Origin of the sequence: Herminiimonas glaciei (assembly GCF_042664955.1) — a bacterium.
Taxonomy (GTDB): Bacteria; Pseudomonadota; Gammaproteobacteria; order Burkholderiales; family Burkholderiaceae_D; genus Oxalicibacterium; species Oxalicibacterium glaciei.
In genome coordinates, this window is the sequence record NZ_JBHTBU010000002.1 from 468,728 (window position 1) to 490,576 (window position 21,849).

Here is a 21,849-nt window from a genome sequence, read left to right on the forward strand (position 1 = left end):
CACGAAGCGAGGGGCTGCAGTTTAGTGCAGCCCGCTGGATGATGCGTATGGATTAATCTGATACGAGTGCGTCCGAAGCAGCATCCGATGTATTGGCGGCTGCCAGCCGGGCCTGGTGTCTTTGCGACAGGACCCAGGTGAATTCGGCACCGAGCAGGAAGATTTGTGCTGAATAATAAATCCATGCGAGCAGTACGACCAGCGAGCCGGCTGCGCCAAAACCGGAGGCCATATTGGTTTTGCCGAGGTAGAGGCCAATCAGGAATTTGCCGACGGTGAACAGCAAGGCGGTGATCACCGCACCAAACCAGACATCGCGCCATGCGATAGTCGCACGCGGCATGAATTTATAAATCATGGCAAACAGCGTCGTGATGACGCCGAAAGAAACTGCCAGGTTTAATATCTCCAGCACGATAGTCCAGTCGCCCAGCATGCTGCCCCACCATTTGCCGAGTGCCGCCAGTGCCGCACTGAGGATCATGGAAACCAGCAACATGAAGCCGAGGCCCATTACCATGCCGAAGGACAAGAGGCGCGTGAAGACGAATTTCCAGATGCCCCCATTCTTGTTGTCAGTCGTTACCTTCCAGATCCGGTTCAGGGCGCTTTGCAATTCACCGAAGACGGCGGTCGCGCCTATCATCAGGGTCAATGTGCCCAGCGTGGCCGCGACGATACCCTGGCCCGGTTGGCTGACCGAGCGCAATATACCCTCCACTGCAGCGGCCCCGGTATCGCCCACCAGCCCGCGTAGCTGCGCAATAATTTCACCCTGTGCCGTGTTTTGCCCAAAGAAGAAGCCGGCAATTGCGATCACGATGATCAACATTGGTGCAAGTGAAAAAATTGTGTAGTAGGCCAGTGCGGCGCCCATGCTCGGTGCAAAATCCTGCATCCAGGCTTGTACCGCTTCTTTGGTCAGTGACCAGGCGTCTTGCAGGTGCGTTGTTTTCATTGTTGGCGTCGCTTTCTGCGGTGATCGGCAATTGGATTTTTTATCATCTCTACTGCAGTTCTCCGAATTGTACCGATTGTTGGCTTGTCATGTGACGCTCGTCACCGTGGCATAAGAATTGCAGTCCGGTAAAGCGGTGACGACCGTAAGCAGGTGATGCGCGCGGCCTGCTATGCTGAACTATCTGTTGCTCCGGATTCAAAATATCTCCATGCCGCGCCGTCATCATCACCATGTTTATGTCGTCGAGTTATCGCCCGATGTGCTTTACGAAGCCCGCTTCAAAAAAGCGAACCCGGATTACGTCCGCGGGAAACCCTGCGTCTACGTTGGCATGACCGGGCTCGACCCGGACCTGCGCTTCGATAAACACAAGGCAGGTATACAGAGCAATCGATATGTCGAGAAGTTCGGTTTACGCCTGTTGCCGGAGCTCTATGCGGTGTACAACCCGATGCCGTATGAAGCCGCATGCGAGATGGAGGTCGAGCTGGGGATCGCACTGCGCGAGGCAGGCTACGGGGTGTGGCAGGCATGATGCCGGAAAAAACATTTAGACGCGGAACCATTCCACTTTTTGTGAGGTCAGACCGACACTCATGTCAAAAATATACGCAAGAACCAGCCTGGCTGGCTGCGGGATTGGTGACAGGAGTACTACCGTATGACTGCCGCGCCGCGCTATAAAACCCGCGACGTAAAGCCAAAATGCCGGGCACAAGCCGGACAATTTCGCTGTAGTTATCGTCTTTTGTCCATATCATCGGCGACGAAAGGTCAATCTTGTTTTAATTCGTAAAGCGCGTCGCGTGGAGCTAAAACACTTTTCAAATTGGATGCGTATTGCAATTAATTGCCACAAGGACTTGGGGCGACTATTTGGGATGTGCATCTTTGCTCCGTGTGAACCCGCATATCTGCGGTAGCAACGGAGGTCCGGGAGCCAGTATGGGGGCGGACAGTTTGTTTAGATTGGAAATCATGTTCTGGAGTTTATTTACACCTGCGCGGGCCGGTCAGCGTATTGCATTGCTGGTTCTTGCATTCATTCCCTGTATTCCTGCGCTTGCGTTTGAGTTCAACGACGTCGCGAAGAAAGCCAAGCAGTTATCGACGACTTCTTACAAGGCGCCGCAAAAAAATATTTCGAAAGCCCTTGAGGGCCTGAATTACGATCAATATCGTGATATTCGTTTTAAACCTGAACGTGCTTACTGGCATGCAGAAAAATTACCGTTCGAATTGACCTTCTTCCACCAGGGCCGACAATTCGAGAGTCCGGTGCGCATCAATGAAATCGTCGGCCAGCGTGCACGCCAGATTCCATTTGATCCCCGCGCTTTCAATTACGGTGCCAATAAACTGACCCCGCATGACCTGAAGCACCTTGGTTATTCCGGTTTCCGCGTGCACTACGCGATCAATACCCCCAAATATAAAGATGAAGTCATGGTCTTCCTCGGCGCAAGCTATCTGCGCGCGGTTGGCAAGGGACAAATCTATGGTCTGTCCGCACGCGGCCTCGCGATCGATACGGCCTTGAATTCGGGAGAAGAATTTCCGAAATTCGTTGAGTTCTGGATAGAGCGCCCGAGTGCCAATAGTAAACAGCTGACGATATACGCCTTGCTCGATTCCCGTCGCGTCACCGGCGCTTATCGCTTCGTCGTAAAACCGGGCGAGCAAACCGTAACCGAAGTGAAGTCGCAGTTATACCTGCGCGAAAACGTCACCAAGTTAGGTATTGCACCGCTGACCAGCATGTATTTCTTTGGCGAGAACCAGCGCTCGACGACCGAAGACTATCGTCCTGAAGTACACGACTCGGATGGTTTGTCGATCCAGTCCGGTACCGGTGAATGGATCTGGCGCCCACTGGTGAATCCGAAGCGCTTGCTGGTGACTTCGTATGGTTTGAGTAATCCATCCGGCTTTGGGTTGATGCAGCGGGATGAAAAGCAAAGCAGCTACGAAGACCTGGAAGCACGCTATGAAACGCGGCCGAGTGCCTGGGTCGAACCGATCGGCAAATGGGGCGCAGGGCGGGTAGAGCTGGTGCAGATACCGACGCCGGATGAGTTCAACGACAATATTGTTGCGTACTGGGTGCCGGATGTGATTCCGAAACCGGGTACGCCGATCAACCTGGATTATCGCTTGTACTGGAACAAGAGTGCGCAACAACGTCCGCCCTTGTCATGGGTAACGCAAACCAGGCGCGGGCATGGCCATTTGCGCAAACCGGATGACAGCACTGCCTTGTTTGTTGATTTCGAAGGGCCGATCTTCAAGAAGCTGCCACAGAATGCCAAGATAGAATTCCGTGCTTCGGCAGACAGCAATGGCGAAATCCTGGAAGCGCATACCTACCGCAATGAAGCGACCGGCGGCTGGCGTGCGGCACTCAGGGTCAAACGGGCAGACGACAAGAAGCCGATAGAATTGCGCGGCTTCCTGCACACCAACAACACAACTCTATCGGAAACGTGGAGTTACATCTTGCCGGCGGACTGATGGACGCGCCACGTATCCCGACCCAATGTCGGCATTACCTCGACCATCTGTCTTTGCCGCAGGCCGACCGACATTTGGTCGAGCAGCGACTGGAAGAGACCGCGACATTTTCCACGCGCGAGGCGATGGCCGATTTGCATCATGCATTGGCCGGCGAGCATGCGCAGCCGGACAATCCGGCTTTGGGCTCCGTCCTTGCCCGCACCAGGCTGGCCCTCGCAGCGAATGCGCCGGATCAGGTTACACCTGCACTGTGCGATGAAACTGGTGCACCTTTGAGTATTGCGCCACCTATCAATCGCGCGTCGATGGTACCCGAGCCCTGGGGTGCATTGAATCCCTTGACGCGCTGGCTGCAAGGTTTATTCAAACGCCAGCCTGCTACACAAAAAACCAAGCCGAGCGAAACGGCATCCGCCAACGACGGTGCCAAAGGTGGCGCACGCCGCCTGACCCTGCTCTTGCTGATGCTGGGGCAGACCGCAGTAGCGACTTATTACATGAGCACTGTCTTGCCCTATCAAGGCAAGCAGCCGCTGGAAATCGCGATGCTGGCTTTGTTCGCATTGTTGTTTTGCTGGGTCTCCGCCGGATTCTGGACTGCGATGACTGGCTTTATCCTGCTGGCGCGCGGCAAGGATCCGCACCTGATTTCCAGGACCGCAGTGAGCAATGGTCCGATAGCGGCTGCGGCGCGTACCGCGATCGTGATGCCTATCTGTAATGAAGATGTGGCGCGGGTCTTTGCCGGTTTGCGTGCGACGTATGAATCGGTGGAAAAAACCGGCCAGCTTGATCGTTTCGATTTTTATGTGTTGAGCGATAGCAGTAACAGCGATATCTGCGCCGACGAAGTAGCGGCATGGGCGATGTTGAGTAAATCGGTGCAGGGGTTTGGCCGTATTTTCTATCGTCGTCGTCAGCGCCGCGTGCGGCGCAAGAGTGGCAATATCGATGACTTTTGCCGCCGTTGGGGCAAAAACTACCGCTATATGGTGGTGCTGGATGCCGATAGCGTGATGAGCGGCGATTGCCTGACCAAGCTGGTGCAATCGATGGAAGCCAATCCCGATGCCGGGATTATCCAGACTGCGCCGCGTGCCGCCGGTCGCGATACCTTGTATGCACGTATCCAGCAATTCTCGACACGCGTGTACGGCCCCTTGTTTACCGCCGGCCTGCATTACTGGCAATTAGGGGAATCGCATTACTGGGGACATAACGCGATCATACGGATGCAGCCTTTCATCGAGCATTGCGCCTTGTCACTGTTGCCGGGTAAAGGGCCGTTTGCAGGTGAAATCCTGTCGCATGATTTTATCGAAGCCGCCTTAATGCGCCGGGCCGGCTGGAAGGTCTGGATCGCGTATGACCTGGACGGCAGTTACGAAGAAATGCCGCCTAACTTGCTGGATGAATTGAAACGGGATCGCCGCTGGTGCCAGGGTAATCTGATGAACTTCCGTCTGTTCCTGTCGAAAGGCATGCATTCGGTGCACCGGGCAGTCTTCGTGACCGGCGTGATGGCTTATCTGTCGGCACCTTTATGGTTCCTGTTCCTGATTCTCTCCACCGGTATGTTGATGCAGCACACGCTGACTGAACCCATCTATTTCACCGAACCGTGGCAGCTGTTCCCGAACTGGCCGCAATGGCATCCAGAAAAAGCGCTGGCCTTGTTCAGCGCCACAGCGACCTTGCTGTTCCTGCCGAAGATCTTAAGTGTGTTGCTGATCTGCATGCAGGGTGCGCAACAGTTCGGCGGCCGCCTGCGCCTGGTTGGCAGCATGTTGATTGAAATGTTCTTCTCGATGTTGCTGGCACCGGTACGCATGTTGTTCCATACCCACTTTGTGATCGCCGCCTTCATGGGTTGGGCGCTGCGCTGGAAATCGCCACCGCGCGAAGATGCAGAAACCAGTCCGGGTGAAGCAATACGCAAACACGGTTTCCATACCTTGCTGGGGCTGACCTGGGGCGGCATCATCTTTTGGCTTAACCCGACTTTCCTGCCGTGGTTGTTGCCTATCGTCGGTTCCCTGGCGGTGGCGATCCCGGTCTCGATATATTCCAGCAAGGTTTCCAACGGTTTGCGTTTCCGTCGCAAGAAACTATTCCTGATTCCGGAAGAGGCACAGCCGCCACTGGAATTGCAGGATATGGTGGCTTACGTCAAGGCCGCGCCACGTACGATGAACTTCGTCGATGCGGTGGTCGACCCGCGCTTCAACGGTATGATGTGCGCCAGCGCTTATATGCATGCCCATCGTTCACTGGCAGCGCAGAACCGGCGCAAGGATCAGGTACAAAATGCGGTGAAGAATGGCCCGACGGCATTGCCGGACGCTCAAAAGAATGGTTTGCTGGCGGACCCTGTGTTCCTGTCGCAATTGCATCTGGATGTCTGGTCATCCGAGCAGGCACATCCGGCCTGGTTCGCGCATTTGCGCGAAACGAAAGAGAAGGAGCAACGCAGCTTGCGGAGCGTCGGGCGTGGCGCCTTGGGTTTAGAAGAAAGAAAACAGCCAGCCTAATCCGAACAGGCAGAATACGAGGGCAGCGACGGTCAGGAGCAAGACGGGAATCCAGATGATAGTGAAAATCAGGGATTGCAACACTACTGCTTTGACGGGCTCTTCGCCATCGCCCCAGCGCTCAGCTATCTTCTCCGCCAGATAGTTTGAGACCGGATTGATCATGTTGGAAATAAAGCCGCCGATAGTTTCCAGAGCCGCCATGTGTCCTCTTGTGATTGATCGATTGTTGGCAATATAACAGCTACTAATTAGCTCGCAAAGATTTTTCCTTACAGTCTTTACCGTGCTTGAAGAGCTGCCGTAACGGTATTTTCATATGCCGGCGCGGCGGCATTTTCCAACGGCAGGAAGATGCGGAAAGTGCTACCTCCTGCAGTGTCCAGCAAGGCGAGTGTTCCACCATGACGCTCGATCAAGTGACGCGCCAGTGTCAGCCCCAGGCCGGTACCGGCCTGGCTTGCGGAAATACGTCCCCGGTAATAACGACTGAAAATTTTCTCGCGTTCATCGACAGCGATCCCGGGACCATTGTCTGCAATATCGATATGCCAGCCATTGCTGACCGGTGCGGCGCGCAAGACTACGGTGCTGCCGGCAGGAGTGTACTTGACGGCATTGTTAAGCAGTGTGCTGATGACCAGGCGCAGGATATCTGCATCGGCCCGTACCGGCGTCTTGACTGATTCCGAATCGATCAGGAACTGATGATTGTCGGCCAGGGGCTTGGCCATGTTCACGGCATCTTCCAGCAGCAAATGCAGGGTGGTATTGGCCGGCTGTATGCCATGTGCGAACATTTTCAGGCGTTCGCTGCTCAGGTATTGCGTAAACAACGACGACAGGCGTTCCGTAGCGCGATGGATTTTCTCCAGTCGCAGCGGTGCTTTGGCAGACCCTTGTTCCCCTTCACGCGTCATGTTTTGCGCAGCCGCGTCGATCACGGCCAGCGGGGTACGTAATTCATGCGACACCATCGCGATGAATTGTTGTTGCTCCTCATGTGCCGCACGTTCCTGTGCCAGCGCTTTTTCCACGTCTTCCATTGCAACCAGCAGGGCCTGGGTACGTTCCGCCACCTGCTTTTCCAGCTCGCGTTCCGAGCTGCGCACAATCTCGATGATGCGGTTTTGCGCCAATTCATTTGCTTCACGCATACGCTGGTAGCGCTTGGTGATGGCGTAAAAAACCGTCAGAAAGACCAGCACTGAAAATGTCGCGGTTGAGTAATTTAAAAAATCATTGCGGACATAGCCGCGTATCGCCAGGAATTGCAGCATGATCGCCAGCACGAATGTACTGCAGGCGATGAAGAAGGGCAGGCGTACTTCGATATTGCTGCGCAAGACATGCTTGACCAGGATCAGCAGCGCCAGTGGTCCGGTCAGGAAGGTGATGGCAAATGAGAGCAGGTTGATGGCTGTCTCGAAACGACTGGTCAGCGCCACGATGGTCACCAACAAGGCATAGCCGCGTAGCGACCACAGGAAGCCCTTGGTCAGGCGCGGCCGTAGTTCACGCATGCCGACAAAGCGGAACAGGAACTCCACCGCCGTCACCATACCGGCTACGAGTCCGAAGAAACGCATGTAATTCAGCTCCTGCATATAATCGGCACCGAAGGCGGCACGCACCGAACTGGTGGCCGGCAGGTTCATGACAAGGACGCAGATGACGTAGAGCGCGAAGTAAAGATAGACGCCGTCGCGGATAGCGCGTTCGAACCAGAGGGCGGTCAGGATCAGCAGGATACAAATGCCGGTTCGTATGCCCCAGATGAATTCTTCCTTCGCAGTCGCACGTGCGAAAGCGGACGGTTCCCACAGCACCAGGTCCTTGGCCATGATTTGTCCGGTGTGTACCTTCATGTAGAAGGTGCGCGGCTGGCCATCGTTAATGACAATTTTATAGAGCGGATTGCGGTAGTCGGTCGCACGCAAGGGCACCACTCTTTCTCCATCCGTATAAAACTCTACATCCTTGGGATGGTAGTAAGCCATTTGTTCGGTGGCGGCAGGCATTTGTAATTCCAGCCACCATTCCTGGGGCTGCGCCGAATCCGGTTGCAGCGTCGCTTTCAGCCAGGCTGTATTGTTGCGGCCTATCTTTTGTAAAACCTCGGGTCTTGGTTCGAACTGCTGCGCCATCTCTGGCTGCATGACATCCGTCAATGTCAGTTTCCCACTCGGATCGACCAGGCTTTCTATCCGAGATGAAATATCTAGACGTTCCTGATCCAGCACTATCGGTTCAGCCAGTACGATAGAACTGCACAGTAGCAGGAGTAGCGGGCAGAGCCGCGGCAAGAGGGTAAGCATAAGATCGGTTGCCATGCGCGAAAAATGTTGACGCATGATAACAAATGCGGACGGCGGGAAGCCGTGCGACTACTTATAGCTTCAGCGCCTGCCGGCTGTCGAAGCGATGCAATTTGCCTGAGAGTGGGTCGGTGAAACTGATGGATTTCGCCAGCAGTTGCAGCGGCTGGCTGTAGTCTTGCGTTGCACCTTCATCCGGATACAGATGTGGATAGATGCGATCGTTGACGATCGGGATGCCGAGCGCCGCCATGTGGGCACGCAGCTGGTGTTTCTGGCCGCTGACCGGTTGCAGCAGATAGCGGCCAAAGTTGCCGCGCGTTTCCAGCAAGGCGATCGCTGTTTCGGAATTCGCTACACCGCTGACTTCGCACATCTTCATGAAAGCTTCGCTTTCAAGCAGGCGGCTGCGGTAAGTGGTCGGCAGTTCGAGGTCGGCCCGCAGCGGGGCGATTGCTTCATACTCTTTGCTGACACTGCGTTCACGGAACAGGGTCTGGTACAAATTGCGCGTCTGCGGCTGTATGGTAAACAACACCAGCCCTGCGGTCTCGCGGTCGATGCGATGCATGGGGGCCAGCGTATCGATGCCGAGCGAGCGCTTCAGGCGTACTAACAGGGTTTCCTGCAAATAGCGACCGGCCGGTGTTACCGGCAGGAAGTGCGGTTTGTCGACCGCCACCAGATAATCATCCTGATATAGCACTACTTCGTCGAAGGGAATGCGCGGCTCGGCAGGCAGGCTGCGGTAGTAATAGATTTTGCTGTGCGGCTGATAAAGACTGTCGGCTGTTAACAAGCGGCCGGCGGCATCAATGACATCGCCGCGTTGCATGCGTGCCAGCCATTCCGCGTGCGGGATGGCCGGGAAGTGTTCAGTCAGGAAGGCAAGGATGCTGGGCCATGTTCCGGCCGGCAGCGCGACGCTGCTGGGGCCGACGCCATCCTTGCTGGGTGGCTGTTGGGTTGCGGCCTTTTTCACTCGCTGTCTGCATCCAGGCGTTTGGCGCGTTGTAGTCGCCATTCCCAATCGGGCTCGCCACCGTACACATCTTCCAGCGTGGTATCGGTTTCCTGCATTTTGGTATCGAGTGCAATGCGGTTATCGAAGACGAAGCATTCACCTTCCCAGTCCTTTTCGGCATCCGGCATTTCGAGGAAATAATTCAGGATGCCGCCTTCCAGTTGATATACCGGCACACCCATGTCCAGCATCCAGGCGCTGGTTTTTTCGCAGCGTATACCGCCGGTGCAATACATCGCCACGCGCTTGCCGCTGGCTTGCCATTCCGGCACATGCTCTTCTATGTACTTCGGGAAGTCGCGGAAATTATCGACGCCGGGGTCGACCGCGTTTTTGAACTTGCCCAGTTTGAATTCAAAGCTGTTGCGGTTGTCGATGACCACGACGTCATCCTGCGCTATCAGGTCGCGCCATTCCTGCGGACTGACATCGATGCCGGTCCTGCCGATCGCGTCGACATTGTCGACACCGAGGAACACAATCTCGGATTTGCGGTGCACCTTCATGCGGGCAAACGGGGCGGTCTTGCAGGCGCTGCGTTTGAAAACGATATTGCTGAAGGCGCCGCCGAGGCGTGGATTAGTCCGGAGTGCGTGTTCGAAACGGTCGAGTGCGGCCGCATCGCCGGCCAGTACGCCATTGATGCCTTCGTCGGCAATCAGGATGCTGCCGAGCAGATCACGCGTCAGTTCGCGGCAAACGGTGACGGCCGCATCAGCGTTTGCCAGTTTGGCAAACTTGTAAAAGGCGATATGGAACTGTTCTGCGCTGGGGGCTAATGTCGAATTCATAGCGTGAATTGTCGCAGAAATTCCGATGTATGGCTGCTGATGACAAGCAGACAAGGTGCTTGGCACCGGCATTAAAAAAGCCGGCAATTTGCCGGCTTTGTGATTCGCTTATCGTATGTTTAGTCAGGCCTGTGCAATTTTTCCGCTTCCTGTTTTTGCTTGCCGGAAGAAAAGATATCCCACAACGTCATGAACAATGCCGCAATGACCGGTCCGATTACAAAGCCGTTCAGGCCCAGCAAAGCCATGCCTCCGACCGTTGAAATCAATACCACGAAGTCTGGCAACTGTGTGTCCTTGCCGACCAGGATGGGGCGCAGGATATTGTCGACCAGGCCGATGACCAGTACGCCAAATGCAATCAGGCTCACGCCTTGCCAGACTGCACCTGTCAACAGGAAGTAAATCGCCACCGGTACCCAGATCAGGGCAGCGCCTACCGCCGGCAGCAGCGAAAGGAAGGCCATCAGTACGCCCCACAGCAAGGCCCCTTGTACGCCGAGGAACCAGAAGGCAATCCCGCCCAGTGCGCCTTGTACTGCAGCCACGATGATGTTGCCTTTAACCGTGGCGCGGATCGCGGTGGTCAGGTTGTTGAATAGTGTGCGTTTGTGATCCGGATTCAAAGGTGCGGCCTGGCGGATGCGGGCGGCGATCTTGTCGCCGTCGCGCAGCAGGAAGAACAGCATGTACAGCATGATCGTGAAGCTGATCAGGAAGTTGAATGTGTTTTGGCCGATGCTGATCGCCTGCTTGGTAATGAATTCGCTGCCTTGTACCGCGGCTGCCGACAGCTTGGCTTGCAGTGTGGCGATATTGGTCAGGCCAAAGCGGTCCATCTGGTTGACGACCCAGGGCGGTAATGCTGCTACGATTTTTTCAAAGTACACCGCGAAATTAATCTGCCCGGAGCGAATGCTGGTGTAAAGATTCGTCGCTTCATGCACCAGTGAAATTGAAATCAGCACCAGCGGCAGGATGACCACTACCAGGCAAATGCCCAATGTTGCGAGCGCAGCCAGGTTGCTGCGCTGGTTCATTTTGATAAGCAGTTTGCGGTAAAACGGGGAAAACAGGATGGCCAGTACCGCGGCCCAGAACACCGCGCCATAGAAGGGCAGCAGGATCCCGATGAAGGCAGCCGAGAAGGCAATCAATAAGGCCAGGAAAGTCTTTTGCTGGATTTCGGGATAGTTCATATGGGAGGCCTTGTGAGCGGAGCTTCGAGTGTTGTTGCTTATGCTACCCGAAGTTATGCAAAAAGTGAGAGCGCTGGCTCACATAAGCGCATATATGTGATGCCGGGCCGGAAGCGGCGGGAAAGGATGCTGGCCGTTGTGACGGCAATGACGAAATTGCGGGCGAAAAAAAGACCGGCGCGGAGGCCGGTCTTAAGACTTACACCTAGTTACTGTAAGCGACGATTAGTCGTTGCTTGCAATCGCTGGTTTTGCCATGTGCTTGGCGCGCAATGGTTTCAATACAAACCATGCCATCAGGGCTGCGGTTGCATTCAATGCGCTGGCAACTACGAACACTGCATACCAGCCGCCGGTTGCGGATGCCAACACTGCGGACAGTGGGACCAGCAGGGAAGCGGTACCTTTTGCTGTGTACAGCAGGCCGGCGTTCGATGCTGCGTATTTGCTGCCGAATGTATCAGCGCAAGTCGATGGGAACAGCGAGTAGATTTCACCCCATGCAAAGAACACGATACCGGTCAGGATAACGAATGCGATTGGGTTGTGGCCGTAGTGGAACAGAGCCAGGATACCAACTGCTTCGATAGCAAACGCGATGAACATGGTTGGTTCGCGACCGATTTGATCCGATACCCAGCCGAAGAATGGGCGGGTCAAGCCGTTCAATACACGGTCAATCGCCAGTGCGAAAGTCAGTGCTGGCAGGGTCAGGCCCATCATGCTGACTTGAACGTCGAACACTTTGAAGTCACGAGCGATCGAGCCCAGTTGTGCAGTTGCCATCAGGCCACCAGCAGCAACCATCACGAACATTGCGTACATGATCCAGAAAACTGGTTCACGCAGAACTTCGCTTGGCTTGTAATCACGTTTGGTTTGTTGAACGTTAGCGACTGCATCGCCTTTTTTGTGTTCAGGAGCACGTGTCAGGAACAGAGCAACCAGAACCACGATGATGCCTTGGCCGATACCGAAGTACAGGAACGCATCTTGGTAGCCGCGGGTAGCGATCATTGCCGAGATAGGAATGATGGTGACAGCGGAACCAGCACCGAAGCCAGCAGCGGTCAAGCCAGCTGCCAGGCCGCGACGGTCCGGGAACCATTTCAATGCGTTACCAACGCAAGTACCGTACACAGCGCCAGCGCCGATACCGCTGATAACAGCTGCAAAGTACAAGGTTGCCAGCGAATCAGCGAACGAGTTGATGAACCAACCCAGGCCGCACAATACACCGCCGACCAGAACCACTGGACGTGGACCGAATTTATCTACGAACCAACCTTCGATAGGTACCAACCATGTTTCGGTCAGAACGAAGATCGTAAATGCAACTTGAATTGCAGCGCGGCTCCAGCCGTGTTTTGCTGCGATAGGATCGACGAACAGCGTCCAACCGTATTGCAAGTTTGCAATCATTGCCATCGCAACGATACCCAGGATCAATTGCATCCAGCGGTAGGATGCTGAACGGCTAACAGTGCCAGTAGCACTCAGCGTAGTTGTTTGATTCATTTTTGCCTTCTCTCAACTCTCAAGTATGAAAATGCACGTCATAATCGTTATTAAACTGTGTGATTACTCAGTACCCTCGTTGTAATAAACAACGGATGATTCATTTCGATCATTTGCAACCGCATCGATCTGTCGGAAAAGTTTGTAGCTCATCCAAACTCGTGCGCGGCTCGTGTTTATTTAATTCAACGACGCTACTATCAAAGAACGGCGCGTCCTTTGCTAGGCCTGAAAGCAAGAATATGAGATATTCAGATTGTGGATATCACGTATTCACGTCGTGAAAAAAAATGTGAATTGTGGATACCACGTAAGTTTTTTGTGGATACTACGTAGAAATTGCGGAAGGGGATGAAACTCGAAGCGGCGGATAGATGGCCGTTTTGAATGACTCTTCAAATGACCATGTATCCGGCGTGTGGAAACAGCTGTAAACGTCCTGATCGCTATGCCTGCAGGGCTTATAGCCAGTATTTTGGATAAGAGCGTTCCTTCGGGATGTTGTTGAAAACAATGGCTACCAGCACCACGATGATGCTGCCGATCAGTGTCGGTGTGAGCAGGAAGCTCCAGGCTGGAGCCGACAGCATGACGATCACCGGATTGGAGCCGGCCGGCGGGTGCACGGTGCGGGTGAGTTGCATGACGGCGATTGCAGTACCCGCTGCCAGTGCCATGCTCCACCAGTGCGCGCCGAACAGGGTGAGGAACAGCAAACCGATCAAGGACGACAGGAAGTGACCGCCAATGGCGTTGCGCGGCTGCGAGAACGGGCTTTCCGGGAAACCGAAGATCAGTACGCAGCTTGCGCCGAATGATCCCAATACCAGTGGCACGTGGCTGATATCAGTGGCGAGGGCGACGGCGGCAATGGCGAGGAAGCCACCCAGCCAGGAAAGCGCAACATGGCGCAATGGTGCGCGCGGTGGCAAATCGGTACCGCCACGCATTTTGGCAAAGAATTTATTCATATGGTGTCCGTAGGATAGGGTTAAGTCTTGGTGTCGGATAAAATACTGTTGGTTGAAAAGACAGACAGATCTGTATATTATCGATGGCGGCGATAAGCTGCAATACTTCTTTATTGAATTGTGAGTAAAAAACAATGGTGGATAAACGGGAAGTCCTGGTGCAGACGGCGATGCGACTGTTTGCGCAGGGCGGCTATACGGGGATAGGCATAGATCGGATCATCGCCGAGGCGGGGATTGCGAAGATGACGCTATATAAGTACTTTCCATCGAAACAGGACTTGATCCTGGAAGTATTGACCCAGCGCGATGTGTTCTTCCGTACTTCCCTGATGAACTACGTTGACCAGCAGGAGGGGCTGGCGCAACAGATACTCGCGCTCTTCACCTGGCATGACCAGTGGTTCAAGCGCAAGGACTTCAACGGCTGCATGTTCATTAATGCAGCGGCAGAATTCCATGAACGCAAAAACCCTATCCATCAAATCTCCGCCTTGCATAAAAAGCTGATCATTGACTATATAGAGTCGCTGCTGAAGGAGACGCACGGTGCGCGGTCGGCAAAGCTGGCGTCACAGATCAATATCCTGCTGGATGGCGCAATCGACGCCGCCCACCTGAGCGGCAATCCCGATGCCGCCATGCAAGCATGGGAAGTGGCGCAATACCTGGTCGAGCGTCCCGCCTGAAAACCGCCCGTCGCCGCGCAGAAGGTGTAAGGTAGCGGCAGCAATGTGCCAGAGCGGATAAATATTTTCCATTCGATGGAATAAACCGGCAACGCCATCGTTTACCTCAATGTCAGCACATTGTTGTGCGTATTGTTGTGTGTCTTGACGTAAATGATCCAGGCCGATGGGAGGGCACAGCGCTTTCCCTGACCGGCTTGCCACCCTTCATCGAAAAGGAACAAAAAATGAAACTCTCACATATCGTATTGTCCGCAGTTGCTGCAGTCGTCCTGTCGGGTAGCGCTTACGCGCAAAGTGTTCCAGTCAAGAAAGCCGACGGCATCCTGGTGACCACCAGCGGCATGACCGTATATACCTTCGACAAGGATGTCGCCGATAGCGGCAAAAGCGCCTGTAACGGTCCATGCGCCACAGCATGGCCAGCGGTGTCCGCAAAAGACGTCAAAGTCAGCCCTCCATACTCCGTGGTGACACGTGACGACGGCACTCAGCAACTGGCTTACAAGGGTAAACCCTTGTACCTGTTTGCTTCCGACAAAAAGGCTGGTGATCGCACCGGCGACAACTTCAAGGATATCTGGCACGTCGTCAAGGACTAAGGCCTGTTGCCCGGATGAGTTCGGTGAGTTGCCATGCAAGATGAACGTGACCGGCTGATCGCCTGTATCCCCCGACTTCGTCGTTATGCCCGTGCGCTGCTGGGTGATCGCGCGGGCGCGGACGACCTGGTGCAGGACACGATGGAGCGTGGCTGGAAAAAATTGTCTTCATGGCAGCGCGGCAGTGATATGCGCGCGTGGCTGTTCGGCATCATGCATAACCTGCATGTCGACCAGGTACGCAAGCCATCACTGCCGACCGAAGAGCTGGATGAACATACGCCGGTGCCGGCTGCACACAATTCTGTGAGCGATGGCCTGGAAATGCGTGACCTGGAATCGGCATTGCGCGGCTTGCCGGCAGAGCAACGCGAGGTCCTGCTGCTGGTTGCGCTGGAAGAGATGAGTTATGAAGAGGTTGCGGCCACCCTGGGTTTGCCGTTGGGGACCGTGATGTCGCGTTTGTCGCGTGCGCGTCAAAAACTGCGTGCGCAAATGGAAGGGCGAGCTGTAGTCTCGCTGTTAAAGGTAGTCAAATGAGCCAGCTATTAGTGACGGAAGCAGAATTGCATGCTTACGTTGACGGCTTCCTGAGCGAAGTGCGCCAACGCGAAGTGGAAGCATATCTGGCAGAACGGCCGGAAGAGCTGGCGCGGGTGCAAGCCTATCGCGCCCAAAACGAAGACCTGCGCGCATTGTTCCAGCCGGTGCTGGATGAGCCGGTGCCGTCGCGCCTGACCTCAGGATTACAGAGCTGGATGCAAACTTATGGCCGTTACGCGGCCGGGCTCCTGCTTGCAGTTGCCGGTGGTATTGGCGGCTGGATGTTGCACGCTGCGACCCAATCAAACACCATGCTGGCACAATTGAATACGTCGCCTGTGCCGCTCAAGGTATCAACACTGGCGCGCCAGGCAGCGGTTGCGCATAGTGTCTACAGCCCGGACGCGCGACGCCCGGTCGAAGTCAGCGCGGAACAGGAAGACCAGCTGGTGACGTGGTTGTCGAAACGTACCGGCAGCCCGATGCGGCCGCCGAAACTCGGCAAGCTTGGTTATGAATTGATAGGCGGTCGTTTGTTGCCGGGAGAAAGCGGGCCGGTGGCGCAATTCATGTATCAGAATGCTCTGCAACAACGTCTGACGCTATACGTGTCTACCGACCAGGCGCAGAATAAGGACACCGGCTTTCGCTTTGCGCAAGAAGGTGCTGTGAATGTCTTTTACTGGATAGACGGCAAGTTTGGCTATGCATTGTCCGCCGGTATTGATAAGGGCGAGTTGGCGAATATCGCGCATGCGGTCTACGAGCAATTGGACAAGACGCAGTAACTCGCCGCACAGATGGTCGCCATACCTAACGTTAATGAATCAGGAGATCAGGATGCTTTATCAGGGATCGTGTCATTGCGGCTTGCTGAAATTTGAAGCCGAAGGTGAGCTGGAACAAGTCGTAGAGTGCAATTGCTCGCATTGCAGTCGTAAAGGTTTCCTGCTGTGGTTTGTCCCGCGCGCGCAAATGAAAATCACCAGCGGTGACGGCAAATCAACTGTCTACAAATTCAATAAACACCGGATCGACCATCATTTTTGCCCGACCTGCGGTTGCCAGACATATGGTTTTGCCAAGGATAAGGATGGCAACGAGATGGCCGCGATCAACGCGCGCAGCCTGGAGAATGTGGATCTCGCCGCCTTAAAGAAACAGCAGTACGACGGCAAGAGCGCCTAGCCTAGCGTCGGCTTACGGGTAGCCTATCGGCTTGCCCGGTAAATCCGGCAGCGGAATGAATTCGGTTTCGCCCGGCACTGCAGCGAAGCGTTGCAGACGCCAGTCTTCCTTTGCCTGTTCCAGTCGCTCTATCGAGCTCGAAACAAAATTCCATACCAGGTACCGTGAACCATCCATGGGTTCGCCACCCAGCAGCATCAGGCGGGTCGTTGCCGTTCCGCTATTGCGCAAGGTCACGGCGGTATTCGCGCGCAACACCAGCAACTGGCCGGGACCAAAGACACCGTCACGACCGAGGTCGAGCTGGCCTTCCACTACATAAATTGCCTGCTCCGGATACTCGGCCGGTACATCGAGCCGGGCTTTCGGTGCCAGTTGCACGTCGACATAAAACAAATCGGACAAGGTCGGCACCGGCGAGCTCTTGCCGAAAAAACTGCCGGCAATAATCTTGGCTGATGCGCCTTCACCTTCAATGATAGGCAAGGCATTGGCTGCCACATGCACAAAGCCGGGATCGGTTTCTTCGTGTTTCCTGGGCAGCGCCACCCAGCATTGCAAGCCTTCCAGCGAAGAACCGCTTTGGCGCAGCGCTGTGCCGGTACGTTCCGAATGCACAATGCCGCTGCCGGCCGTCATCCAGTTAACCGCACCCGGTTGTATGGTCTGGATCGAACCGACACTATCGCGATGTTCGATTTCACCATCAAACAGATAAGTCACGGTGGCCAGGCCGACGTGCGGGTGTGGACGCACGTCCAGCCCCTGTCCTGCGGTGAAAACGTGAGGCCCCATCTGGTCGAGGAAAACGAAAGGACCGACCATGCGCTTTTGCGACGTCGGTAAGGCACGTCGTACTTCAAAGTTGTCGCCGAGATCGCGCGTGCGCGGGACGACGACGGTTTCAAGTGCGCTTTGGTCGGTATCCATAATCCATCCTAAATAGATTTAGTTGGCTTGCGTAATGATCTTGATTTCGCCGGACAGTGCTTTGTGTACCGGGCACTTGTCAGCAATCTTGTTCAGGCTGTCTTTTTGCTCGGCGCTCAGGTTACCGTGGTAGTGCAGGGTGCGATTGAATACATAAGCGCCATCCTGTTCGGCTGCGGTGACGGTGACGTCGACTTTCTCCAGCGGCAGTTCCTTGCGGCCGGCATACATATTCAGGGTTACTGCGGTGCAGGCGCCGAGTGCGGCGGCCAGCAAATCGTGCGGTACAAAGCCGGCATCGTCGCCGCCGAAAGCGGACGGTGCATCAGCGATCAATGTGTGTGGACCGGCTGAAACGATGTGCTGCAGCTTGCCTGCGCCTTTTGTTACTTTGATTTCCATCTGTAATACCCCTAAATGTAATGCGTGATTGATAAACGGGTGAACACCGGTGTCGGTGCGCCAGCTAATTCGTCCTGCGGTCTGGCGTCTGCTTGCCTGTAACAACAAGCGCGCTACCACTATAGCCCAGGCGGAAATACGCTGTCTTGATCTGGGTTTGGTTTGCTGATTTGCAATCTTGCCAAAAAATTCACGCTTGAAAACTTATTCGGCATAAAAATTTTTAACTCTTATATATGACATAAGACATTTGAGTTAAACTATGGACTGCGGCTTTTACACAAAGCGAACGCGCTCTAATTATCTTGACCATGGATAGGACACAACATGCCTAACAGCAGCACGCAGCAGCAAATTCCGGTAACGCTTATTCCCGGCGATGGTATCGGCCCTGAAATCGTTGATGTGGTTGTGCGCGTGTTTGATGCGCTGGGCAATCCATTCGCATGGGAAACCCAGCAAGCCGGTGTGAATGCACTGGAAAAAAACGGCGATTTGTTGCCGCAAACCACGCTCGACAGCATCGGCCGTACCGGCCTTGCACTGAAAGGTCCGCTGAGTACGCCTATCGGTGGCGGCTTCCGCTCCGTCAATGTGCGCCTGCGTGAGACCTTTCAGTTATATGCCAATGTGCGTCCTGCACGCACCATCGTACCGGGTGGCCGTTACGAAAAAATTGACCTGGTATTGGTACGCGAAAATCTGGAAGGCTTGTACGTCGGCCACGAACATTACGTGCCTATCGGTGACGATGCACACGCCGTGGCGATGGCAACCGGTATCAATACCCGCGCCGGCAGCCGTCGTATTTCGAAGTTCGCGTTTGACTACGCGGTACGCAATAACCGCCGCAAAGTCACTATCGTGCACAAGGCCAATGTATTGAAAGCATTGACCGGCCTGTTTCTGGAAACTGCGAAGCAAGTTGGCCTCAATTACGCTGACCAGATCGAATTCAACGATCGCATCGTCGATGCCTGCGCGATGCAACTGGTATTGAATCCATGGCAGTTCGACGTCATTGTTTCGACCAATCTGTTCGGCGACATCCTGTCTGACCAGATCGCGGGCCTGGTGGGTGGCCTGGGTATGGCGCCGGGTGCGAATATCGGCGAACGTGCGGCTATTTTTGAAGCGGTGCATGGTTCGGCACCGGATATCGCCGGCAAGGGCATGGCCAATCCGACGGCACTCCTGCTGGCTGCAGCATTGATGCTGGAACACAAAGGCCTGCACGGACAAGCCAAGTTCCTGCGCGATGCAATTGATTCGGTCTTGGGTGAGGAAAGCGGTCGTACCGCCGACCTCGGTGGCAGCACATCCACTTCGAAATACGGCGATCTGCTGATAGAACGTATCCGCGACCTGCAGAAATAACAGCCAAAAGCGAAGCGGAGTAGTCGGGCCGCTTATAAGAAAAACGCATGAATCCTTGTTGGGATCATGCGTTTTTTATTTTTGTGGTGCCTGCGGTCGTGTCGGTATCCGTAAGACGGTCGCCGCGCCTATTGCCGCCAGCACCAGCAGGCTGACTTGTATCCACGGCCGGCCGGAAAAACTCCAGATTGAAATCGCAATCATCAGCAACATTGAGCCTATTGCCACGCATTTGGTGCGCACGGTGAGGCTGCGATGTTCTTCCCAATTACGTAGCATCGGGCCTATTAGTTGGTGTTGCAGCATCCATTGATGTACCCGCGGTGACGCTTTGGCAAAGCAGGCTGCGGCCAGCAAGACGAAGGGCGTGGTGGGCAAGCCAGGCAGGAAAATACCGATGATACCCAGGGCTAATGCGACGCCGCCGACCAGGCCGTAGAGCGCTTTGGCCAGGCGGGAGCGAGGCTTGCTGTCAGTTATTGCGGCACTTGGTTCTGTCGTCATGAAGCGGTTGGGGAAATATTGGTGGCTGATTCCGGATGATGTCATCGGCTGCTGACAAGTGCGTCAGGGATCAAGAATACATGCTTCCGGCGCAAGCATGGTTCACGGGCGACGTTAGCATGGAATTCCGGCGATAAGGATTGCAGCTTGCGGTTTCATTTTTGCAACGGAAGATCGCGTCTATAGATGCGCGCATTGCAAACCTTGGGCAGTCTCAGCTATTATGAGAATAGTTCTCATTTACATTGATGCCATTGTCGCAATGTCCGCCACCGACTCCATTTTGCAGCAGCAAGTCCATACGCTATACAGCAACCACCATGGTTGGCTGTTCGGCTGGCTGCGCAAAAAACTTGGTTGTGCGCATAACGCGGCGGACATTGCACAAGATACTTTCCTGCGCATCCTGACTGCGCAAGACAAGCGCAGTGACCTGGATTTGCGCGAGCCGCGAGCCTACCTGACGACGGTTGCCGGGCGTGTACTGCTGAACCATTATCGTCGCCTGTCGCTGGAGCGTGCGTACCTGGAAGCACTGGCACTAGTCCCGGACATGTATGCGCCGGCCCCCGAAGATCGCCTCATCATCCTTGAAACCCTGCATGAAATCGACGCCATGCTGGACGCCTTGCCGCACAAGGCGCGCACCGCTTTCCTGCTGGCGCAGTTTGAAGGCTTGAGTTACGCCGAAATCAGCGTACGCCTGGATGTCAGCGTGCGCACGGTCAAACGCTATATGGCGCAGGCCTTTGAAGAGTGCATCATGCTGGATCTCTGATGATATCGACTACCTTTAACGCAGATGACAGTCGTCCCATAGATCGTGCGATTGCACGCGAGGCGGCGCAGTGGCTGGCATCTTTATACGATGGCCAGAGTGAAGATGACATCGCAGCATGCAAACGTTGGCGCGCGGCTGATCCGGAACATGAACGTGCATGGCAACGCGCACAGCGCATCAATCAAAAATTCGGCATCGTCCCCAAGGCAGTCGGCTTGCCGACGCTCGGGCGCAAGATACGGCTTGACCGACGTCGCGCGATCAAGACGCTGCTGGTATTAATGATGGCGGCTCCGATCGGGTATGTCTCATATCGCCATACGCCATGGGCCGCAATGAGTGCCGATTATCGGACGGCGAAAGGCGAGCACCGCGAAATCCAGCTGGCAGATGGTACGTATGTGCATCTGGGTACGGCGACCAGTATTGATATCGAGTTCGATGGTGCGCAACGTCTGTTGCGTTTGCACGCTGGTGAAATTGAAGTGACGACCGGCAGCGATAGCGGACATCCTGCTTATCGCCCATTCATCGTGCAAACCACGCACGGACATATCCGTGCGCTGGGCACGCGCTTTGTAGTGCGGCGGGATGAAGATGCGACGATGACACGAGTGAGCGTGCTTGAACATGCGGTCGAAATCAGGCCGCAGGCCGCAAACGGCAAATTAATTGTTCTCAACGCGGGACAACAAACACGCTTCAGTGAGAGTGGTTTTGAACCGGTCGAAGCCCTTGACCCACATGTGACGGATTGGACCAAAGGTGTGTTGTTTGCCAGCAGGATGCGGCTGGAAGAGTTTGCCGCCGAACTGAATCGTTACCGTCCGGGGCTCTTGCGCTGCGATCCGGCGGTAGCCGGCTTGCGCATCACCGGTGCCTTCCAGCTTGATAACACCGACAACATCCTTAATGCCCTGCCTGACACCCTGCCGGTAGAGGTGTTGTTTCGGACCCGCTACTGGGTCACCATCGTGCCACCTGCCAAGGAAAGCTGACGCGCGCG

The 21,849-nt window shown here is 55.0% G+C and carries 22 protein-coding genes; 11 read left to right on the forward strand and 11 right to left on the reverse strand.

The genetic code is table 11. The annotated features are described in order from the left end of the window. Positions 1–52: 52 nt before the first annotated feature. Positions 53–958: a YihY/virulence factor BrkB family protein gene (locus tag ACFQPC_RS13040; RefSeq protein WP_382272357.1), complete on the reverse strand. Its 906-nt coding sequence runs from the start codon at positions 956–958 to the stop codon at positions 53–55. A gap of 211 nt (positions 959–1,169) precedes the next feature. Between ACFQPC_RS13040 and ACFQPC_RS13045 the strand changes: the two genes are divergently transcribed. The 3 genes from ACFQPC_RS13045 to mdoH all read left to right on the forward strand — a co-directional run bounded on the left by ACFQPC_RS13045 (position 1,170) and on the right by mdoH (position 6,006). After that, positions 1,170–1,496 carry a hypothetical protein gene (locus tag ACFQPC_RS13045; protein ID WP_382272940.1) on the forward strand — a complete coding sequence of 109 codons (327 nt, stop codon included), beginning with the start codon at positions 1,170–1,172 and terminating at the stop codon, positions 1,494–1,496. 443 nt (positions 1,497–1,939) lie between these two features. Continuing rightward, positions 1,940–3,472, forward strand: coding sequence for a glucan biosynthesis protein G (locus ACFQPC_RS13050; RefSeq protein ID WP_382272358.1), 1,533 nt, complete (start codon positions 1,940–1,942; stop codon positions 3,470–3,472). Next, positions 3,472–6,006 (forward strand): glucans biosynthesis glucosyltransferase MdoH, encoded by a 2,535-nt coding sequence (mdoH, locus tag ACFQPC_RS13055; protein WP_382272359.1) that lies wholly within the window; start codon positions 3,472–3,474, stop codon positions 6,004–6,006. The genes ACFQPC_RS13050 and mdoH overlap by 1 nt, the downstream gene beginning before the upstream one ends. Here the strand turns inward: mdoH and ACFQPC_RS13060 are convergent. The 7 genes from ACFQPC_RS13060 to ACFQPC_RS13090 form a co-directional block, all read right to left on the reverse strand. Further along, a complete protein-coding gene (locus tag ACFQPC_RS13060; RefSeq protein WP_382272360.1) occupies positions 5,980–6,210 on the reverse strand; it encodes a hypothetical protein in 231 nt (76 codons plus the stop codon). The genes mdoH and ACFQPC_RS13060 overlap by 27 nt on opposite strands. Before the next feature lie 77 nt (positions 6,211–6,287). After that, positions 6,288–8,339: a sensor histidine kinase gene (locus tag ACFQPC_RS13065; RefSeq protein ID WP_382272361.1), complete on the reverse strand. Its 2,052-nt coding sequence runs from the start codon at positions 8,337–8,339 to the stop codon at positions 6,288–6,290. Positions 8,340–8,397: 58 nt separating this feature from the next. After that, a complete protein-coding gene (locus tag ACFQPC_RS13070; RefSeq protein ID WP_382272362.1) occupies positions 8,398–9,348 on the reverse strand; it encodes a pseudouridine synthase in 951 nt (316 codons plus the stop codon). Continuing rightward, complete coding sequence (gene trhO / locus ACFQPC_RS13075) at positions 9,303–10,139, reverse strand: oxygen-dependent tRNA uridine(34) hydroxylase TrhO (protein ID WP_382272363.1); 837 nt, start codon at positions 10,137–10,139, stop codon at positions 9,303–9,305. The genes ACFQPC_RS13070 and trhO overlap by 46 nt, the downstream gene beginning before the upstream one ends. A gap of 119 nt (positions 10,140–10,258) precedes the next feature. Beyond that, on the reverse strand, positions 10,259–11,338 hold the full coding sequence (locus tag ACFQPC_RS13080; RefSeq protein WP_382272364.1) for an AI-2E family transporter: 1,080 nt from the start codon (positions 11,336–11,338) through the stop codon (positions 10,259–10,261). Between the two features lie 225 nt (positions 11,339–11,563). Beyond that, positions 11,564–12,856, reverse strand: a complete 1,293-nt coding sequence (oxlT, locus tag ACFQPC_RS13085; protein ID WP_382272365.1) for an oxalate/formate MFS antiporter — start codon at positions 12,854–12,856, stop codon at positions 11,564–11,566. A 461-nt stretch (positions 12,857–13,317) separates the two neighbouring features. Further along, a complete protein-coding gene (locus tag ACFQPC_RS13090; RefSeq protein WP_382272366.1) occupies positions 13,318–13,827 on the reverse strand; it encodes an HPP family protein in 510 nt (169 codons plus the stop codon). Between the two features lie 134 nt (positions 13,828–13,961). Here ACFQPC_RS13090 and ACFQPC_RS13095 point away from each other — a divergent pair, with 134 nt between their 5' ends. From ACFQPC_RS13095 to ACFQPC_RS13115, 5 genes are all read left to right on the forward strand, one after another. After that, complete coding sequence (locus tag ACFQPC_RS13095) at positions 13,962–14,516, forward strand: TetR/AcrR family transcriptional regulator (protein ID WP_382272367.1); 555 nt, start codon at positions 13,962–13,964, stop codon at positions 14,514–14,516. Between the two features lie 227 nt (positions 14,517–14,743). Further along, positions 14,744–15,118, forward strand: a complete 375-nt coding sequence (locus tag ACFQPC_RS13100) for a COG4315 family predicted lipoprotein (protein ID WP_382272368.1) — start codon at positions 14,744–14,746, stop codon at positions 15,116–15,118. Between the two features lie 33 nt (positions 15,119–15,151). Then, positions 15,152–15,658 (forward strand): RNA polymerase sigma factor, encoded by a 507-nt coding sequence (locus ACFQPC_RS13105; RefSeq protein ID WP_382272369.1) that lies wholly within the window; start codon positions 15,152–15,154, stop codon positions 15,656–15,658. Further along, positions 15,655–16,449 carry an anti-sigma factor family protein gene (locus ACFQPC_RS13110; RefSeq protein WP_382272370.1) on the forward strand — a complete coding sequence of 265 codons (795 nt, stop codon included), beginning with the start codon at positions 15,655–15,657 and terminating at the stop codon, positions 16,447–16,449. Before ACFQPC_RS13105 ends, ACFQPC_RS13110 begins: the two co-directional genes overlap by 4 nt. A gap of 52 nt (positions 16,450–16,501) precedes the next feature. Beyond that, positions 16,502–16,849: a GFA family protein gene (locus ACFQPC_RS13115; RefSeq protein WP_382272371.1), complete on the forward strand. Its 348-nt coding sequence runs from the start codon at positions 16,502–16,504 to the stop codon at positions 16,847–16,849. Between the two features lie 12 nt (positions 16,850–16,861). Here the strand turns inward: ACFQPC_RS13115 and ACFQPC_RS13120 are convergent, their stop codons facing one another. Together ACFQPC_RS13120 and ACFQPC_RS13125 are read right to left on the reverse strand one after the other, a co-directional pair. Further along, a complete protein-coding gene (locus tag ACFQPC_RS13120; protein WP_382272372.1) occupies positions 16,862–17,779 on the reverse strand; it encodes a pirin family protein in 918 nt (305 codons plus the stop codon). 18 nt (positions 17,780–17,797) lie between these two features. Continuing rightward, positions 17,798–18,181, reverse strand: coding sequence for an OsmC family protein (locus ACFQPC_RS13125; protein ID WP_012081336.1), 384 nt, complete (start codon positions 18,179–18,181; stop codon positions 17,798–17,800). A gap of 327 nt (positions 18,182–18,508) precedes the next feature. Here ACFQPC_RS13125 and ACFQPC_RS13130 point away from each other — a divergent pair, with 327 nt between their 5' ends. Beyond that, on the forward strand, positions 18,509–19,558 hold the full coding sequence (locus ACFQPC_RS13130) for an isocitrate/isopropylmalate dehydrogenase family protein (RefSeq protein WP_382272373.1): 1,050 nt from the start codon (positions 18,509–18,511) through the stop codon (positions 19,556–19,558). A gap of 75 nt (positions 19,559–19,633) precedes the next feature. On the opposite strand, the gene ACFQPC_RS13135 is transcribed toward ACFQPC_RS13130, so the two are convergent. Continuing rightward, complete coding sequence (locus tag ACFQPC_RS13135; RefSeq protein ID WP_382272374.1) at positions 19,634–20,062, reverse strand: YbaN family protein; 429 nt, start codon at positions 20,060–20,062, stop codon at positions 19,634–19,636. A gap of 262 nt (positions 20,063–20,324) precedes the next feature. Here ACFQPC_RS13135 and ACFQPC_RS13140 point away from each other — a divergent pair, with 262 nt between their 5' ends. Together ACFQPC_RS13140 and ACFQPC_RS13145 are read left to right on the forward strand one after the other, a co-directional pair. Further along, positions 20,325–20,840 carry a sigma-70 family RNA polymerase sigma factor gene (locus tag ACFQPC_RS13140; RefSeq protein ID WP_382272941.1) on the forward strand — a complete coding sequence of 172 codons (516 nt, stop codon included), beginning with the start codon at positions 20,325–20,327 and terminating at the stop codon, positions 20,838–20,840. Beyond that, complete coding sequence (locus ACFQPC_RS13145) at positions 20,840–21,841, forward strand: FecR domain-containing protein (RefSeq protein ID WP_382272375.1); 1,002 nt, start codon at positions 20,840–20,842, stop codon at positions 21,839–21,841. The genes ACFQPC_RS13140 and ACFQPC_RS13145 overlap by 1 nt, the downstream gene beginning before the upstream one ends. Positions 21,842–21,849 lie beyond the last annotated feature (8 nt).

Excerpts from the sequence above, each read along its gene's own strand:
- ACFQPC_RS13120 (WP_382272372.1), bottom strand. The coding sequence starts at position 17,779 with ATGGATACCGACCAAAGCGCACTTGAAACCGTCGTCGTCCCGCGCACG.
- ACFQPC_RS13100 (WP_382272368.1), top strand. The coding sequence starts at position 14,744 with ATGAAACTCTCACATATCGTATTGTCCGCAGTTGCTGCAGTCGTCCTG.
- ACFQPC_RS13130 (WP_382272373.1), top strand. The coding sequence starts at position 18,509 with ATGCCTAACAGCAGCACGCAGCAGCAAATTCCGGTAACGCTTATTCCC.
- ACFQPC_RS13045 (WP_382272940.1), top strand. The coding sequence starts at position 1,170 with ATGCCGCGCCGTCATCATCACCATGTTTATGTCGTCGAGTTATCGCCC.
- ACFQPC_RS13060 (WP_382272360.1), bottom strand. The coding sequence starts at position 6,210 with ATGGCGGCTCTGGAAACTATCGGCGGCTTTATTTCCAACATGATCAAT.
- ACFQPC_RS13125 (WP_012081336.1), bottom strand. The coding sequence starts at position 18,181 with ATGGAAATCAAAGTAACAAAAGGCGCAGGCAAGCTGCAGCACATCGTT.
- ACFQPC_RS13105 (WP_382272369.1), top strand. The coding sequence starts at position 15,152 with ATGCAAGATGAACGTGACCGGCTGATCGCCTGTATCCCCCGACTTCGT.
- ACFQPC_RS13040 (WP_382272357.1), bottom strand. The coding sequence starts at position 958 with ATGAAAACAACGCACCTGCAAGACGCCTGGTCACTGACCAAAGAAGCG.
- ACFQPC_RS13110 (WP_382272370.1), top strand. The coding sequence starts at position 15,655 with ATGAGCCAGCTATTAGTGACGGAAGCAGAATTGCATGCTTACGTTGAC.
- ACFQPC_RS13070 (WP_382272362.1), bottom strand. The coding sequence starts at position 9,348 with ATGGCGACTACAACGCGCCAAACGCCTGGATGCAGACAGCGAGTGAAA.
- ACFQPC_RS13065 (WP_382272361.1), bottom strand. The coding sequence starts at position 8,339 with ATGGCAACCGATCTTATGCTTACCCTCTTGCCGCGGCTCTGCCCGCTA.
- oxlT (WP_382272365.1), bottom strand. The coding sequence starts at position 12,856 with ATGAATCAAACAACTACGCTGAGTGCTACTGGCACTGTTAGCCGTTCA.
- ACFQPC_RS13140 (WP_382272941.1), top strand. The coding sequence starts at position 20,325 with ATGTCCGCCACCGACTCCATTTTGCAGCAGCAAGTCCATACGCTATAC.
- ACFQPC_RS13090 (WP_382272366.1), bottom strand. The coding sequence starts at position 13,827 with ATGAATAAATTCTTTGCCAAAATGCGTGGCGGTACCGATTTGCCACCG.
- ACFQPC_RS13080 (WP_382272364.1), bottom strand. The coding sequence starts at position 11,338 with ATGAACTATCCCGAAATCCAGCAAAAGACTTTCCTGGCCTTATTGATT.
- ACFQPC_RS13145 (WP_382272375.1), top strand. The coding sequence starts at position 20,840 with ATGATATCGACTACCTTTAACGCAGATGACAGTCGTCCCATAGATCGT.
- trhO (WP_382272363.1), bottom strand. The coding sequence starts at position 10,139 with ATGAATTCGACATTAGCCCCCAGCGCAGAACAGTTCCATATCGCCTTT.
- mdoH (WP_382272359.1), top strand. The coding sequence starts at position 3,472 with ATGGACGCGCCACGTATCCCGACCCAATGTCGGCATTACCTCGACCAT.
- ACFQPC_RS13135 (WP_382272374.1), bottom strand. The coding sequence starts at position 20,062 with ATGACGACAGAACCAAGTGCCGCAATAACTGACAGCAAGCCTCGCTCC.
- ACFQPC_RS13050 (WP_382272358.1), top strand. The coding sequence starts at position 1,940 with ATGTTCTGGAGTTTATTTACACCTGCGCGGGCCGGTCAGCGTATTGCA.
- ACFQPC_RS13095 (WP_382272367.1), top strand. The coding sequence starts at position 13,962 with ATGGTGGATAAACGGGAAGTCCTGGTGCAGACGGCGATGCGACTGTTT.
- ACFQPC_RS13115 (WP_382272371.1), top strand. The coding sequence starts at position 16,502 with ATGCTTTATCAGGGATCGTGTCATTGCGGCTTGCTGAAATTTGAAGCC.